Annotated in this window: 16 protein-coding genes; 6 read left to right on the top strand and 10 right to left on the bottom strand. The window is 61.9% G+C overall.

All coding sequences use genetic code 11. The features are described 5' to 3' along the window. Positions 1-64 precede the first annotated feature (64 nt). Complete coding sequence (locus ACOVQ0_RS09245) at positions 65-628, top strand: hypothetical protein (RefSeq protein WP_421883296.1); 564 nt, start codon at positions 65-67, stop codon at positions 626-628. Between the two features lie 31 nt (positions 629-659). Here ACOVQ0_RS09245 and ACOVQ0_RS09240 read toward each other — a convergent pair whose 3' ends face one another. Next, entirely contained in the window at positions 660-1,913 is a 1,254-nt protein-coding gene (locus ACOVQ0_RS09240) for a glycosyltransferase family 4 protein (protein WP_421883293.1), read from the bottom strand. Further along, complete coding sequence (locus tag ACOVQ0_RS09235) at positions 1,910-3,175, bottom strand: nucleotide sugar dehydrogenase (RefSeq protein WP_421883290.1); 1,266 nt, start codon at positions 3,173-3,175, stop codon at positions 1,910-1,912. Before ACOVQ0_RS09235 ends, ACOVQ0_RS09240 begins: the two co-directional genes overlap by 4 nt. Before the next feature lie 272 nt (positions 3,176-3,447). Here ACOVQ0_RS09235 and ACOVQ0_RS09230 point away from each other — a divergent pair, with 272 nt between their 5' ends. Beyond that, positions 3,448-4,410, top strand: a complete 963-nt coding sequence (locus ACOVQ0_RS09230; protein ID WP_421883287.1) for a M48 family metalloprotease — start codon at positions 3,448-3,450, stop codon at positions 4,408-4,410. 52 nt (positions 4,411-4,462) lie between these two features. Here ACOVQ0_RS09230 and ACOVQ0_RS09225 read toward each other — a convergent pair whose 3' ends face one another. The 5 genes from ACOVQ0_RS09225 to ACOVQ0_RS09205 form a co-directional block, all read right to left on the bottom strand. Next, positions 4,463-5,866 (bottom strand): sugar transferase, encoded by a 1,404-nt coding sequence (locus ACOVQ0_RS09225; protein ID WP_421883284.1) that lies wholly within the window; start codon positions 5,864-5,866, stop codon positions 4,463-4,465. Between the two features lie 193 nt (positions 5,867-6,059). Further along, entirely contained in the window at positions 6,060-7,085 is a 1,026-nt protein-coding gene (gene holA, locus ACOVQ0_RS09220; protein ID WP_421883280.1) for a DNA polymerase III subunit delta, read from the bottom strand. Between the two features lie 7 nt (positions 7,086-7,092). After that, the gene (gene lptE, locus ACOVQ0_RS09215) at positions 7,093-7,524 is read right to left on the bottom strand and encodes an LPS assembly lipoprotein LptE (protein ID WP_421883358.1); all 432 of its coding nucleotides are present in this window, start codon (positions 7,522-7,524) and stop codon (positions 7,093-7,095) included. A 55-nt stretch (positions 7,525-7,579) separates the two neighbouring features. Beyond that, entirely contained in the window at positions 7,580-10,147 is a 2,568-nt protein-coding gene (gene leuS / locus ACOVQ0_RS09210) for a leucine--tRNA ligase (protein WP_421883276.1), read from the bottom strand. A gap of 37 nt (positions 10,148-10,184) precedes the next feature. Further along, a complete protein-coding gene (locus tag ACOVQ0_RS09205; protein WP_168851307.1) occupies positions 10,185-10,592 on the bottom strand; it encodes a DUF3576 domain-containing protein in 408 nt (135 codons plus the stop codon). A 499-nt stretch (positions 10,593-11,091) separates the two neighbouring features. Here ACOVQ0_RS09205 and ACOVQ0_RS09200 point away from each other — a divergent pair, with 499 nt between their 5' ends. Further along, positions 11,092-11,886 carry a hypothetical protein gene (locus tag ACOVQ0_RS09200; protein ID WP_421883273.1) on the top strand — a complete coding sequence of 265 codons (795 nt, stop codon included), beginning with the start codon at positions 11,092-11,094 and terminating at the stop codon, positions 11,884-11,886. A 197-nt stretch (positions 11,887-12,083) separates the two neighbouring features. Then, entirely contained in the window at positions 12,084-12,806 is a 723-nt protein-coding gene (phbB, locus tag ACOVQ0_RS09195; protein WP_421883270.1) for an acetoacetyl-CoA reductase, read from the top strand. 39 nt (positions 12,807-12,845) lie between these two features. On the opposite strand, the gene ACOVQ0_RS09190 is transcribed toward phbB, so the two are convergent. After that, positions 12,846-13,613 (bottom strand): DUF4019 domain-containing protein, encoded by a 768-nt coding sequence (locus tag ACOVQ0_RS09190; protein WP_421883267.1) that lies wholly within the window; start codon positions 13,611-13,613, stop codon positions 12,846-12,848. 63 nt (positions 13,614-13,676) lie between these two features. On the opposite strand from ACOVQ0_RS09190, the gene ACOVQ0_RS09185 reads away from it, so the two are divergent. Further along, positions 13,677-13,961, top strand: a complete 285-nt coding sequence (locus ACOVQ0_RS09185) for a ribbon-helix-helix domain-containing protein (RefSeq protein ID WP_421883264.1) — start codon at positions 13,677-13,679, stop codon at positions 13,959-13,961. On the opposite strand, the gene ACOVQ0_RS09180 is transcribed toward ACOVQ0_RS09185, so the two are convergent. Both ACOVQ0_RS09180 and ACOVQ0_RS09175 read right to left on the bottom strand, forming a co-directional pair. Beyond that, positions 13,931-14,146, bottom strand: a complete 216-nt coding sequence (locus tag ACOVQ0_RS09180) for a hypothetical protein (RefSeq protein WP_421883261.1) — start codon at positions 14,144-14,146, stop codon at positions 13,931-13,933. The genes ACOVQ0_RS09185 and ACOVQ0_RS09180 overlap by 31 nt on opposite strands. Positions 14,147-14,152: 6 nt before the next feature. Then, positions 14,153-14,458 (bottom strand): hypothetical protein, encoded by a 306-nt coding sequence (locus ACOVQ0_RS09175; RefSeq protein WP_421883258.1) that lies wholly within the window; start codon positions 14,456-14,458, stop codon positions 14,153-14,155. Between the two features lie 258 nt (positions 14,459-14,716). Here ACOVQ0_RS09175 and ACOVQ0_RS09170 point away from each other — a divergent pair. Next, a partial coding sequence (locus ACOVQ0_RS09170; RefSeq protein ID WP_421883255.1) for an ArsR/SmtB family transcription factor occupies positions 14,717-15,536 on the top strand: 820 nt, incomplete at its 3' end.

Genomic DNA, 15,536 nt, shown 5'->3' with positions numbered 1-15,536 from the left:
GCTGATGCTGCGAAGCAGCAAACCGGCTGATCACCTGTTTACGGAACGGGAGCTTTCCTTCGCGATGCACAAGTCTACCGAACTGCTGGGCCTCGTGGCGGCGGCGTTCTATATCGTAACTGCGATCCTTGCCCTGCGCGCGGCAGGTGCCGCGCAAGCCGGGCGCGGTGCGCCGCGCTGGCATCGCACGGTATGGATTGTTGCCATCGCGCTGTTCGTGGGTTGCGCCGCTTCGCGTTTGCTTGGCATCGAAGAGGGGGCGCGCCAGCTGCTGCGGGGCGAATTGCGCGACGAGCATATTTATGCCGAGCGGCGCGAATATCAGGCCGCAATCGCCAGCGGCATCATCATCGCTGCCGGTATTGCCAGTGTGGTCGGTGCGGCCAAGCTCATCAGAAGCGGTGTGCTGCGGTCCAGCGGTCTTTCCCGCATCGCCCTGATGGCGGGGCTTGCCTGTGCAGGTATGGCGCTGCTGATCGTGGTGCGCGTGGTTTCCCTGCACATGCTTGACGTGCTGCTCTATCGCGGACCGCGCCTCAACTGGATAATCGATATTGGCGCCACGGTGATGACCGGCGCGCTGGCATGGCTCTACACCGCACGGGCCGGACGCCAGCGTCGCCGCTGAAGCAAGGGGCGCGAGGCGATGAGAGGCCATTTCAGGCATCCAGCCGCAGCGCCTTGCGATAGGCTGCGATCAGCGGCGCGATCTGGTGGCCCCAGTTGAGTTCGGTTTCCACGCGCTTGCGTCCGAACTTGCCCATTTCGGCACGGCGCGCCGGGTCTTCGATCAGTTCGATGATCTTGTCCGCCATATCGACCGGATCGTTGGCCTTGGCATAGAGCGAGGCTTCCTGCGCCGAGAAACGGCCCTCGGTCACGTCGAACTGCACCATCGCCTTTTCGAGGCTCATGTATTCCATGATTTTGTTCATGGTCGACTTGTCGTTCATCGCGTTTACCCGGTCAGGGTTCACGCCGACGTCCATCGTCGAAAGCACTTCGAACAGGTCCTGATCGGGGGCACGGCCGGTGAAGTGGATGAAATCCGCCAACCCCTTGTCCGCCACCAGTGCCTTAAGCTTGGCAAGGCTCGGGCCGCCGCCGACGAGGCAGAACTGGATGTCCTCGCGCTGTTTCACGCGGACGATGTGTTCCACCGCATCGATCAGCAGGTCGATACCTTCCTGATCGCCCATCACGCCGACATAGCCGACCAGATACTTGCGTCCGTTCTTCCAGCTATCGACCGGAGGCACGCGCTTCAAACGGCTGAGATCAGGGCCGGAGCGCACCACGAAAACCTTGTCCGGGTCCATTCCGCCGCGCTCTATCGCGATCTGGCGATAGGACTGGTTGGTCGCCATCGAGACATCGGCGGACTTGAACGTCAGCTTTTCGAACAGGACCATCAGCTTCCAGAAGAAGCCGCGCTTGTCGAACTTGGCTTCGTAAAGCTCTGGATTGATGTCGTGATGATCGAAGATGTACTTCACGCCGAAGAGCTTCAACGGCAGCGCGACCAGGAAGATCAGATCAGGCGGATTGCAGCCCTGGATCACGTCGATCCCGCGCTTGAAGAAGATCTTCCACGTCAGCACCGTTTCCCAGAACAGCGCTGCGCCATATTCCAGCAGGAAGCCCAGCGCGCCACTCGCCTCAATGGGCAGGGGATGGCGGTGGATATCGATGCCGTCGATCACCTCGAAACGCTTCTCGTATCCCTTGCCGGTCGGGCAGATGATCGAGACGAGCGCGCCCGCTGCCTTGAGCGTGCGCGCTTCCTGCCAGACGCGCCGGTCGAACGGCAGCGGCAGGTTCTCGACCACGATCAGAACCTTCTTGCCTTTCAGCGGAAGGCCCGGAATCTCCGTGGGAAATTCGAAGTCGGTGGAGGCGACCGGGGCGTTCATGCAATCGCGCTCACATCGACCACGCGCTTGTTGCCCAGCGACAGATCCTTGATCAGCCGATTGGTGGCGACGACCACAGCATAGTCGCCGCTTTCGGCAGTGGCCTTGTCTACCAGCAGTCCGTCGATGGTCGGCAGAATTGCATAGGCATAGCCAAGGTTCTGGCCAACAAGGCTTTCAGGCTTCAGCTGCGGATCATAGACATCCAGCGCATAGCCCGCATCAAGCAGCTTGCGCGCCATGTCTACCGCCGGGCTTTCACGCAGGTCATCGGTATCGGCCTTGAACGAAAGGCCCACCAGCAGCACCCGCGCACCCGGTTCAAGCCCCTGTGTCACTTGCAGGAACTGGTGGTGCTTGTGTGCATCGTTGCTGCGCAGCAGGGAATCGACAAGATGCGTCTGCGCGCCGGTATCGGCAGCGATATGCTGCAATGCGCGCACGTCCTTGGGCAGGCACGATCCGCCGAACGGGCCGCCGGGACGGGTGTAGTACGGCGAAATGTTGAGCTTCGTGTCCGAGACGAAGATCTGGTGGACCTGCCGCGCCGAAATGTCGAGGTTCTGGCACACCCGGCCAACTTCGTTGGCAAAGGCAACTTTCACCGCGTGCCAGGTGTTGTCGACGAACTTGGTGATCTCGGCCTCGCGGATGCCGACGTGGAAGATCGGCGCTTCGATGCCTTCGTGCAGCGCGACCATCTTTTCCGACGGCGTGCCGTCAATCGTGCCCAGCACGATCTTGGGCGGATTGAAGTAATCCTCGATCGCAGTTGCTTCGCGCAGGAATTCGGGGTTGTAGACCAGTTCCACCAGCCGGTCGCACGCATCGCCCAGCGCAGTGCGGAAGATCGGCAGGATCATCTGCTCGGTCGTGCCGGGGCGCATGGTCGAACGATAGACTACGGTCAGCGGTTGCGCGCGGTCAGGCTTGATCGACGCGGCGATGGCGCGCGTCACCTGCACGATGAAGCTCATGTTGTGGGCGCCATCCACGCCGCTTGGCGTGCCGACGCAGACGATGGCGATGTCGGCGTCGTCCAGCTTGTCACCGATCTCGGTTACAGCTTCAAGGCGGCCCTCGGCGCGTGCCTTGCTGATCAGGTCGTCAAGTCCCGGCTCATAAACCGGAGAGCGTCCGGCATTGAGCGTTTCGACCTTGCCCGCGCTTACATCGATGCCAAGCACGTGATGCCCCTGGCTGGCAATACATCCTGCTGCAGTACAACCCACATAGCCAAGGCCGAGAATGGCGATTTTCAAAGTAAACTCCTGTCGGCTTGCATGATTCGCGCGCTTTGAGCGGGCTTTGCTGGTTGCAGACGGCTTTGATGAAGCGGCTGTTCGAACTCTCGTTCGACTAGACCCTTCGTTAGTTCCATTTTGGACCTAGCAAGCATGTCGAAATGGTGCAATGCGGCATAAGCGTAAACGCATATCCCTTTTCGCGCAGGGGCGCCGCGACCCCTGTCAAAGCACGAGGCGTCGAAGCACGAGGCATCGAAGCAAAAGGGCCGGGAAGGAATGGCATCGCAATGATCGGAACTCGCACGCATCGGCGCGGCAAAGTCTGGATGCGCTGCTGCACCATGATGTTTGGCGGACTGGCGCTGCTGGCTGTCAATCCAGCGCGTGCTGCCGATCCTTTGCCCGCAGATGCCCCGTGGCCGGTGCGCCTGCGTTTCGACATGGCGCGCGTTGCGCAGGTCGAATGGCAGTTGCGGCAGGCGGCGGGTGATCTTTGCCCCACTGCCGCTGCGGACATCGGCGTGGTGCTCGATGATCGCCGCGCCTATCGCAAGGCCGACTGGCCGCTGCTGGCCAGCACGCTCGGCATGGCGGATCGCCCCGTCATTGCGGTGATCGTGCCCGATAGCCCGGCTGCTCTTGCCGGGCTTGCCGTGGGGGACGAAATCGAATCTGTCGGCGGCCACAGCGTCGACGCGATTGTTGAACGTCGCAAGGCCGGGCCGCTGGTTGCCGAAGCCCTGCTGGGCGATATCGCTGCCACCCAGCCTGATCGATTGATCGAACTGGTGGTCCGTCGCAATGGCCAGAGCAGGGCTGTGGCGCTGCTGCCCATTCGGCACTGCGCCGCGCGACTGGTTCTGGAAGCCGATCGCAGCATCGACGCGCACAGCGATGCGCGCAATGTCTCGATCTCCACCGGCCTCGTCACGCTTTCCGCCACGGACGATGAACTGGCAATGGTGGCGGGGCATGAACTGGCGCACATCATCCATCGCGACCGCAGCGGTGGCGGTATTAGCAAGCGTCGCCGGATGGAAGACGCAGCGGATTCGCTGGGTCTGAAATTGATCCATTGCGCCAGCTATGATGCGACTGCGGGCGTTGTTCTCTTCGATCGCCTGCGCAAGCGGGACTGGCTGGGTTTTCTGCGCGCGCCCACGCACCGCTCGTTCGCCAAGCGTGCGGAGCGGTTGCGGGCGGAAGTGCCCGGACTGACGTGTCCAGCCACGCCCAGCCCTGCTGGCTGACGACCCTATCCGTGTAGGCAAGGCGAAACCTTCCGGTTCTAACGGGGACGGATCAGAACGCGCGGTCGTGAATCAGGACGCTCGCGGTGTTGACGATGATCTTCAGATCACGCCAGATCGTCCAGCCGTCGAGATATTCGAGATCAGCCTGAAGACGGTGAGCAAGATCGTTCTCGGTGTCGGTCGCACCGCGCAGCCCGCGCACTTGCGCCAGGCCGGTCAGGCCGGGCTTGAGCGAGTGACGCAGCCAGTAGCGGTGGTCCACTTCCCAGAACAGCTTGTCCCCGGCAAGCGACCCGATAGCGTGAGGGCGCGGCCCGACGACAGACATTTCGCCACGCAGAACATTGAAAAGCTGAGGCAATTCGTCGATGCTCGTGCCACGGATGAAGCGACCGATGCGCGTGATGCGATCATCGTCCTTGCTGGCGGAGCGGTTGCCGGTGGCGTCCAGCTTTTCCACGCGCATCGAACGGAATTTGAAGATCGGGAAGAAGCGGTTGCCGCGCCCGGTGCGCTTCTGCACGAAGAACACGGGGCCACCGTCTTCCAGTTTGACGAGCAGTGCCACCAGCAGCAGGAGCGGTGCCAAAGCCAGCACCGCGCCGCCAGCCAGTGTCACGTCAAGCGCACGCTTGATCACGCGCGCGCGCAGGCCCAGCGGTCCGCTGGCGACGATCAGCGCGCCGTAATCGCGTTCGCGCCGCGCGCCGATGACGCCCAGCGTGCGGACATCAGGATCGACGATTTCGCCCGAAACATTCGCGCTCTTGAACACCAGCGCCCAGGCGGCCCGGCGTTCGGGCGGGCAGCTTACCAGCACCCTGTCCATGTTGAGCATGTAGAGGCCAAGGCGGTCCATCATGTGCGGATCGCCCAGATCGGGCGCAAGATGATGTTCGCGCGCATCGATATGAAAGGCGTGCGCCACCCGCAGTGCCGCGCCGCCATCATCAATCAGCAGCGTATTGGTTGCCGCTTCGCCACATCGTGCGCGGATCAGCGGGCAGACCAGCGAGCGCAGCCAGACCAGCAGCACCATACTCAGCGCAAGGCCAAGCATGGCCGAAACGCGCGAGAAATCGTCCGTGCTCTTCGTTGCGAAGCCGACGAACAGCAGCACTGCTTCGGCACCGACGAGCGACACCATCGCACGTCCCCGTGCAAAGTTGATGCGGCGCAGCGCGGTAAGCGAATAGACCTGAAGGCTGAGCGCAATGGTCCAGTACAGGGGAATCATCACCTGCGTATGCAGCAGCGAATCACGCTCGAAGAAATCACCCAGATACAACCAGCTCGCAGTGCCCAGACCACCAAAGATGGCCAGTGCATCCAGCAGCAGGAAAACGGCATAAAGCTGTAGTCGCCGCTGTTCCAGCGACGGTGCCAGAGGCAGGGTAACCCGCCTGCGTTCCTGCGACGCACGCATTTCGCTTGCCGGGATGTGCTTAGTCATCGCTTCTGCTGCCCCTCATCCCCGGATGCCCTGTCAAAGCCTGACAGGATAACCCAGGTTCGAACTTGTGCTTGTGACGACCGACCTGTTCTTATTGCACTGCGCAAAAATACCTAGTGCTGCTGCGATAGCAAGCAGGTTCCTGTCTCATAGTGAGATTCAACACAACGAGATAACGGAAAACCGCCACAGTTTATCGCGCAGCAGCGCGCGCAATCTCGGCAAGGCCTTGCGCAACAGCCAGTTCGCCGTTGCGATTGTCCTCAATTAGTGTGCGGTGCAGCATGATCAGGCGTTCGCACAGGCGAGTCAGGCGCACGCCGCGCCAGCGCTTCAATTGCTGGGTGATATCCTGCCGGTCCCGAAAAAAGACACTTTTTTCCTGCTGGACGAAGCTGTCCACATCGCTCCGCTCACCCATCCGCGCGGTAAGCTGGACCAGTTGTGCAGTGCGGCGCTGAAGCGCCAGAACCAGCCCCACAGGGTTGATGCCCTGTTCGCGCATCCGGGCAAGTTCTGCGGGAATGCGCCGTACCTTTCCGCCCAGCACGGCGTTCACCAAAGGCATCATGCCATCATCTTCGCTGACCGCGCAGATTTCGTCCAACGCCGCAGCATCGGCAGGGCGGGGGGCCTGTGGACTCGCATCGAGAAACAGGGCCAGCTTTTCGATCTCGCTGCGTGCCATGCGGGTATCGAGCGCGGTCGATCGGGCGATTCGTTCGGCCAGATCGTCGGTCAGCCGCACGCCCATCGCATCGGCCATGCTCCGCACCGTTCCGGCCACGGACCGCAGGTCTGGCAGGTAGAACATGCCGACCATCGCATCGTCGCGGTTGTCCAGCAGCTTGGCGATACGCGATTTGTCAGTGGCGGATGTGGCCACGATGATCACTGGCCAGCCATCGACCGGGCTTTCCAGCAGATTTTCGACTGCATCGTGGGCATCATCGCCCGTGGCGCGCACATGGATGATCCGCCGGTCACCAAACAACGAAACGGAACGCGCTTCATCTGCCAGTTTCACCGGATCGCGGCGCAAGTCTGCTCCGCCCAGTTCAACCTTTTCCGCTGCGCCCAGCGATTCGGCCAGAAGCGCAGCGATCCGGGTGGCGGCATCGCTTGCGCCCGATTCGTCGGGACCGCAGAAATAGAAGATGCGACAATCCTTTACCGCGCGAGCGGCGCTGGATGCGAAGTTCTTCTGGGTGACCTTCACCGCCGCCTCAACGGCTCTGGCGCAAGCGCACCGAAACGCGAGTGACGATCTGGTCGGCCACTTCCTGCGAAAGGTTTTCCAGCGCGGTCTGTTCTGCTGCGATCACCGCATACTCGCTGTTCACTACGTCGAACCCGGCGTCGGACCCGGCGGTGGCATCCAGCAGCACTTCGCCGCTTTGCTGGTCCACCAGTTGATAGCGCGCGCGCAAGGTGCGGCGTTCGCGCGTGATCGTGTCGTTGGAAAGCTGGCCCAGACCTTCAACCTTGTCATCCAGCCGGATATCCAGCCGATAGCGCGTGCCATCGCTCTTTGCGCCTGCCCCCAGCCGGTCGGCCAAAGCGTTGCGCACCAGCCAGCCCGATTGCCCTTCGATCGGCGCAATCGCGATGTCCGAAAGCGCGCGCGCCACTGTGCCGTTGCCGCCGCCCGCATACATCGGCTGCAGTCCGCAGGCCGACAGCACAAGCGGTGCAGCCAAAAGGAGCAGGCGCTTAGGCGACAAGGTTCACCAGACGGTCGGGCACGACGATCACCTTCTTCACTTCCGCCCCTTCCAGTGCACGCTGCACTTTCTCGGAAGCCAAGGCAAGGCGCTCAAGCTCGTCTTTCGGCGTGCCCTTGGCCACGGTCAGCGTGTCGCGCAGCTTGCCCTTGACCTGCACGGCAACGGTTACCTCGTCGTCTACCAGCAGGGCCGGATCGACTTCGGGCCAGGTGGCATCGGCCACCAGACCGCTGCCGAATCGCGCGTGCGCTTCTTCGGCCAGATGGGGCATCATCGGCGCAACCAGCAAAAGCAGCTTCTGGATTGCGGTAGAGCGGCTGGCCGAAGGCTGCGCCTTTTCGATTGCGCCGGTCAGTTCGTAAATCCGCGCCACGGCCTTGTTGAAGCCCAGCGCTTCGATATCGGCTGCAACGGCATCAACCGTCTGATGTGCCTTGCGGTCCAGCGCCTTGTCCTCGCCGACCGCAGCCGCATCGAATTGTCCGAACAGACGCCACAACCGCTGCACGAAACGCGCGCAGCCCTCGATCCCGGCTTCGGACCACGGCAGATCGCGCTCCGGCGGAGAATCCGAGAGCATGAACCACCGGATTGCGTCGGCGCCATACTTGGCCACGATCTCGTCCGGGTCCACCACGTTCTTCTTGGACTTGGACATCTTGATCACGCGGCCGACTTCGACAGGCGCGCCATCAGCCTTCAGCAGAACCTCGTCTCCCCGACGTTCAACATCGGTCGGAGAAAAGTAAATTGTTTGAGCAATCGGTACGCCTTCATCGTCTAGCGCACCGGCCATCGAGAAGTGCTCACGATAGTAAGTCTCGTGCGTGACCATCCCCTGCGTGAACAGGCTGCCGAACGGCTCGGTCACTTCGATCTTGCCAATCCGCGCCAGCGCGCGCGTCCAGAACCGCGCATAGAGCAGGTGCAGGATCGCGTGTTCGATCCCACCGATATACTGCTCCACCGGCAACCAGCGCTTGATCTCTTCCGGGTCGAACGGGCGGTCTTCCGGCTGGCTGGCAAAGCGCAGGAAATACCAAGACGAATCGACGAAAGTGTCCAGCGTATCGGTTTCGCGCCGCGCGGCATGGCCACACTGCGGGCAATCCACATGCTTCCATGTGGGGTGCCGATCCAGCGGATTGCCCGGAACATCGAAGCTGACATCTTGGGGCAGCGTTACCGGCAGGTGCTTTTTGGGCACCGGCACCACGCCGCAAACCTCGCAATGGATGAACGGGATTGGCGTGCCCCAATAGCGCTGGCGGGAAACGCCCCAGTCGCGCAGGCGCCACACCGTCTTGCCTTCGCCCCAGCTTTCGCCCTCGGCGCGGGCAATCACCGCCGCTTTGGCGTCGGCAACGCTCATGCCATCGAGGAAGCCGGAGTTCACCAGAACGCCGTCGCCCGCTTCGGCCTCACCGGCAAAAGGCTTGTCCGCATCGGCGGGATCGGCGGCGACCACGCGCAGGATCGGCACGTTGTATTTCGTGGCGAAATCGAAGTCGCGCTGGTCATGCCCCGGCACGGCCATGATCGCGCCGGTGCCGTATTCCATCAGCACGAAGTTGGCGATGTAGACTGGCAGATACTGGCCGGTAAACGGATGGCGCGCGCCGATGCCGGTGTCGAAGCCCAGCTTCTCGGCCGTTTCCAGTTCTGCAGCGGTGGTTCCGCCCTTCTTGCACAGCGCAATGAAGTTCGCTGCTTCGCAGTTCACCGCCGCCACGCCTTGCGCGATAGGGTGGTCCGCTGCCACCGCCACAAAGCTCGCGCCGAAGATCGTGTCGGGCCGCGTAGTATAAACCTCGACACTTTCCCCGTTGGAAAGATCGAAGCGGAACTGCAACCCCTGGCTCTTGCCGATCCAGTTTTCCTGCATCGTGCGGACCTTTTCAGGCCACTTGTCGAGCGTGGAAAGGCCTTCCAGCAGTTCGTCGGCAAAGTCGGTTATCTTCAGGAACCACTGGTTCAGCTTGCGCTTTTCCACCAGTGCGCCCGACCGCCAGCCGCGCCCGTCGATCACCTGTTCGTTAGCCAGAACGGTGTGGTCCACCGGGTCCCAGTTGACCGTCGATTCCTTGCGATAGACAAGGCCTGCGGCATAAAGGTCAACGAACAGCGCCTGTTCGTGGCCGTAATATTCCGGCTCGCAGGTCGCGATCTCGCGGCTCCAGTCGAGCGCAAAGCCCAGCCGCTTCAACTGTGCCTTCATGTTGGCAATGTTGTCGCGGGTCCAGCCGCCGGGATGGACGCCCTTTTCCATTGCCGCGTTTTCGGCCGGCATCCCGAAGGCGTCCCAGCCCATCGGATGCAGCACTTCAAAGCCGCGCATCCGCTTGTAGCGCGCCAGCACGTCGCCCATCGTGTAGTTGCGGACATGGCCGATGTGGATGCGCCCCGAAGGATAGGGGAACATCTCCAGCACATAGCTGCGGGGTTTCGCCGACGAATCATCGGCGCGGAAGGACTGCTGTTCGTCCCACACCTGTTGCCAACGAGTGTCGGCGCTATTGGGATCGAAGCGTTCTGGAGCGGTATTGGCGGTCATGCGCGCTCTCTAGGCAGCGCGCATGACTCGCGCAAGTTCAGCCTGCGATGGCCGCACGGCGCAGATCGCGCGCCTTGGTCAGGATGATGTCTTCCAGCTTCTGCACCGTGGCAGCCTGAACGGGCGCATCCACCCACTGTCCGCCCTGCGAAACCTGACGGCTGGCCGCCACGCGCAGCGCATCGGCGCGCAGATCCTGATCGACGATCGAAACCGTCACCTTCACCCGTTCACCGGGGTTCTTCGGGTTCGCGTACCAGTCGGTCACGATCACGCCGCCGTTGCTGTCAGTCTGCAGCAGCGGCATGAACGACAGCGCATCAAGGCTTGCGCGCCAGAGGTAGGAGTTGACGCCGATCGTCGTCACCTGGCTGGCGGCGAGGTCGGCCTTGGGCCGTTCCTTCTTGCCGCAGGCGGTTACGAGGACGGCCATAGTCCCGATCATGATGCCGCGAACGATGAACTTGCGGGTGTTGCTACGGGCGTTGGCGGTCTTGATCACTACGAAACGGTCCTTGGCTTGCGGTCTGCCCAACGTTGGGCATCGCCGCAGGTTTGCGCGCAGGTGAACGCGCCCATCAGCGCGCATCTTCGGTTTGAGCCTCTATCACCGCCGCGCGCCATGCGGCAAGCGGGATGAACATGCGGCGCAAATGCCTGACCTGCTCGTGAACATTCGCTGAACTCTGGCCTACCTGTGGACATTGCGCCACACCTTGCCAGGATAGAGTCTGTCAGCGGTGACAATTGCCTCCAGGCCACTGGAAACTTTCAGGGTTCATCCGTATTGAAGGGTGTCGGAAAAGCGCTTGCAACAGATTCGCCCAAGAGCAATCGTGCAGGTGTGATAACGGAGGACAGGGCGGCAGCAGCTTCTGCATGAACCGCCCGATGTGGGGATAAGGCGTTTTGTAATGTTCGGATGGGGCAGCAAATCAGCGGGAATGGGTGCGCTGCGCCGCCGCTTGCGCCTGCCTGCCGGGGTTGCACTGTCTGTCCGCGTGCCGCTCATCCTCGGTGGCGCAGTGGGCCTTGCCATGTTTGTCGCGCCCACGGTTACTTCGGCTTTCTCCAGTGGTTTTGATGCGGCGCCGGTCAGCCTTGCGGCGCGCGGCGGCATCGGTTCGTTCACGCCGGCTTCGGTGGATGAACGCCTCGCTTCGCAGATTACCGTCCGCGCTTTGAAAAGCGGGAAGCTGTTCCGCTTCACCCCTGCTGGTACCGATGGCCGCCCGAATCGTTCGGTGACGGTCGCGGTTCGTGTTGATTCGCTCAGCGCTCAGGCTTTCTCCGTGCGTAAGACTTTGGCCGATGGCAGTGCGCCTGCAGGAGTTTCGGCAGTCCGCATCGCGCCGGTGGCCTTCAATCTTGGCCTTGCCCGTGGTTACGCCAGCTTCGCAGCGCCGGGTAATGTCACTGTCCTTTCGCCGCTCAGCGATGTGCAGCGGATCGAAATGCCCGATCTGGCCAAGTTCAAATCCACTGCCCCTGCGTCCAAACCCAGCCGTTTCGCCCCCCGGATCGAGGCTGAAGGCCGTGATCAGGCGGGTCGCGCACCGCGCACGCTTGAAGGGCAGGGGGATTATCAGGTTGATCTCGGCGGAAGCTATCGCTTGACCCGCAATCTCAATGTCACTGCCGGTGTGCGTTATTCGCCGGAACGTGATCGCCTGTTGCCGCTGACAGATGGCAAGCAGGATAATCAGGCCGTCTATGTCGGAACACAGTTCCGCTTCTGACAGGTGATTGATATGGTGAAGAACTGGTTGCACCAGTTACTTTCGCCTGCGTTTTAACAACTATTGTAATATACTTTTGCTCTTGGTTGCTCTGCAACAATTCGATGCTGCACCTGCAGCATTTACGTATTCTGCAACTTGTCGCATCTCCGTCATGCACCTACCGTAAGGCCCGAGAGGGATTTAGGAGGTTGCTAATGTCGCGAGTTGCAGTGGTTACCGGTGGTACGCGCGGAATCGGTCAGGCAATCTGTCTGGCGCTCAAGGCGCAGGGGCGCTCGGTCGTGGCCAACTATGCCGGAAATGATGATAAGGCACGGGCCTTTACCGCAGAAACCGGCATCCCCGCCTATCGCTTCGATGTTGGCGATCATCAGGCCACGCTGGATGGCTGTGCGCGCATCGTTGCCGAAGTGGGCGATATCGATATCGTCGTGAACAACGCGGGCATCACGCGCGATGGCGTGCTGCACAAGATGAGCTTCGATGACTGGAACGAAGTCATGCGCATCAATCTTGGCGGATGCTTCAATATGGCCAAGGCCACGTTCCCCGGTATGCGCGAACGCGGCTGGGGCCGCATCGTGAATATCGGCTCCGTCAACGGCCAGTCCGGCCAGTACGGCCAGGTCAACTATGCTGCCGCCAAATCGGGCATCCACGGCTTTACCAAGGCGCTGGCGCAGGAAGGCGCGAAGTATGGCGTAACCGTCAATGCGATCGCGCCGGGGTACATCGATACCGATATGGTCGCTGCCGTTCCGCCAGCCGTGCTTGAAAAGATCGTTGCCAAGATTCCTGTGGGTCGTCTGGGCCATGCCGAAGAAATCGCGCGCGGCGTGGCTTTCCTTACGGGCGATGACGGCAGCTTCGTCACCGGCTCCACGATGTCGCTCAACGGCGGCCAGCATATGTACTGAACGGATGGCCCCGCTCCTGACAGGGAGCGGGGCCGACCATCATTCCACCGTAATTCCCGTCACCTTCCACTCGCCGTCTTCAAAGGCCATTTGCAGAATCTCGGCGGCGCTGTCCTGTTTGTTGTAGTGCGCCTTGAAACTCACCACCCAATAGCCTTTGGGTGGAGCGGCGGTGAAATTCACCGTCGCAAGCTCTCGCGAAATTGGCTCACCCACTTTTTCGCGCACGTTGCGAGAAGCCTGCGTCCACCACTCGACGGTATTGAGCAGCTTGAACGATCTGTGCGTGGCTTGCCAACTTCCTGCCCAGTCATCCTGATCGACTTTTGCAAGGAATGACCTCGCTGCGGCAATTGCTGCCGCTTCACTTGTTGACGATGGGGTTACGGCTGTGGGCGTGGCATCTGGGAAGGCGCTCGTCGGGGCCGCACTTGAAAGCGCAAGGTAGGCAAGCAGGGAAAGGCTCATTGTCATCGCAAGTCCTCCGATCATCCAACCGATAAGAGGCAACGTTTTACCGCTCTCGATTGGTTGACCGGCGTGCTGCGCCGAAGTCTGGCCGAAGGCTTCCCCTAAAAGCTTGTCCCCCAACAATTCAGGGTGTTTTCCTTCTATTTCATGCAGGATGCGCGCAGCTTCGCGGCTGCTCGCTGTCCCCATCTTGCGCCGCGCTTCCCGCAGCCTTTCGTGGATGGTGTGGACCGAAAGCTGAAGGTGTCGGGCGATAGACTTGGCATCGTGCCCGCCCACCAGCAACCGCAGCGTTTCCTTCTCCTTCTCGGTCAGCGCCTCGTAGTTTGGGATCATGTCTTGGGCTTAGTTTCGATACCGGTTGTCGGCCACCCCCAATAATTCGTATGCTATCGCCTGATGACACCGCCCTATCACCCTCCGGTCAAACGCTCGGTAGAGATCGCCGGTCACAAGACCTCGATCAGCCTTGAACCGTTGTTCTGGGACATGTTGCGCGATGCGGCGGCGGCAGAAGGTGTGCCCGTCAACGCATTGGTGGCGCGGATCGATGCGGACCGGATCGGTAGCAAAACGCCGCCGGGACTGGCGGGGGCGGTGCGGATATGGCTGGTGTGTCGGATGACCGATCAGGAAGCCGCAGGCGCGTCTTTTCAGGAGGCCGCAGGCGCGGGCGCATCCTGAGCCGGAACGGTCGCTTCCGGCAGGTCCGGCAATTCCCGCTTGTCCAGCATTTCTGCGGCGGCATCCAGCGCTTCGGCCTCGTCGCGGGTAACGCCGCCGGGCTTTTCTTCGGCAGAATTGCAGCCCGCCAGAACGGCCAGCAGCGCGGCGACCAGCGCTGTGCGTAAAGGTGTTCTGGCGGGCATGAAGGTTTACTGCGCCGGAGTGGGGGCTTCGTCGCCCTCGGCGGCAGCGGCCTGTGCGGCGGCAGCCACGGCTGCGGCATTGTTGGCGGCATCGCGCGCGGCATCGGCTTCGGTGTCTGCTGCGGCAGAGGCGTCGACTTCAGGAGCCGGAGCAGGGGCTGCGGCCGAAGGCTCCATCGCGGGCAATTCGTCTGCCGGCATTTCCACGGTATCTTCCTCGGCAGCTTCTGAGGCATCGTCAGACTTGCCGCAGGCCGAAAGCGCAAGGGCAGCGGCTGCGACGATCGCGAGGCTCGGGTACTTCTTCATCATGTTACCTCTCATGAAGCCCGGTTGCGGGCTGATCGGGCGTAGACCTGCGGATTGGCAGGCAAACCGGACGCATCATGGTGCAAGGCACGCATTGCCGGTCAGTGGCAGGGGTTCTATCGGGGCACTCGGCCCAAGGCAATTGCAACCTGCCGCCCAAGGCGATTGCACCCTGCATATAGTATGTGTTGCTAACAGTTGATATAAAGACATCCTTATATCCGTTGACACGTATAAAGGTTTCTTTATATGCCTTTCCTCATGGCCATCCACGACGCCATTCGCGCGCTTGATGATCCCACGCGCCTGCGCATCCTGCGCTTGCTTGCCAGCATGGAGCTGGCGGTAGGCGAAGTCGCGCAAGTGCTGGGCCAAAGCCAGCCGCGCGTCTCCCGCCATATCAAGATCCTGTGCGACTCAGGTCTTGCCGAACGCCGCAAGGAAGGTGCGTGGGTGTTCCTGCGCAGCAGTCTTGCCGAAAACGCCGAAAATCCGCTGGTCGCCGCCATCGCCCGCCTGCTCGATGTGGCAGAGCAGCAGGACGCAGCCTTCGCCCGCCGGTGCGCCGAAGATCGCCAGCACCTCGATGCGATCCGCGCCTCGCGCGAATCCCATGCGCTCGAATGGTTCGCCCGCCATGCCGAAGAGTGGGACGAACTGCGTTCGCTCCACATCGCCGATGGCCCGGTCGAATCCGCGCTTACCGAAATGCTGCTGCGCCTTGCCGGGGGCGCGGGCCTTGGCCGTCTGCTCGATGTAGGGACCGGTACGGGCCGCATTGCCGAACTGCTGGCCCCCCACACCGCGCATGTCGTGGCGTTCGACAAAAGCCCCGACATGCTGCGCATTGCCCGCGCCCGCCTGCAGCACTTGCGGGCAGACAGCGTGGAACTGGTACAGGGCGATTTCGCGCAACTCCCCTTTGCCGCGCGCAGCTTCGATACCGTGCTGTTCCACCAGGTGCTGCACTATGCCCAGGCACCCGAAGCCGTGCTGGCCGGTGCCGCGCGCGTTACCGCACCCGGTGGCCGCATCGCCATCGTCGATTTCGCCGCGCACGATCGTGAAGACCTGCGCCAGA

This window comes from Novosphingobium sp. (assembly GCF_049240505.1).
In the GTDB taxonomy this organism is placed as follows: Bacteria; Pseudomonadota; Alphaproteobacteria; order Sphingomonadales; family Sphingomonadaceae; genus Novosphingobium.
The sequence above is the reverse complement of the archived record's forward strand: the minus strand, read 5'-3'. Positions and strand labels throughout refer to the sequence as shown.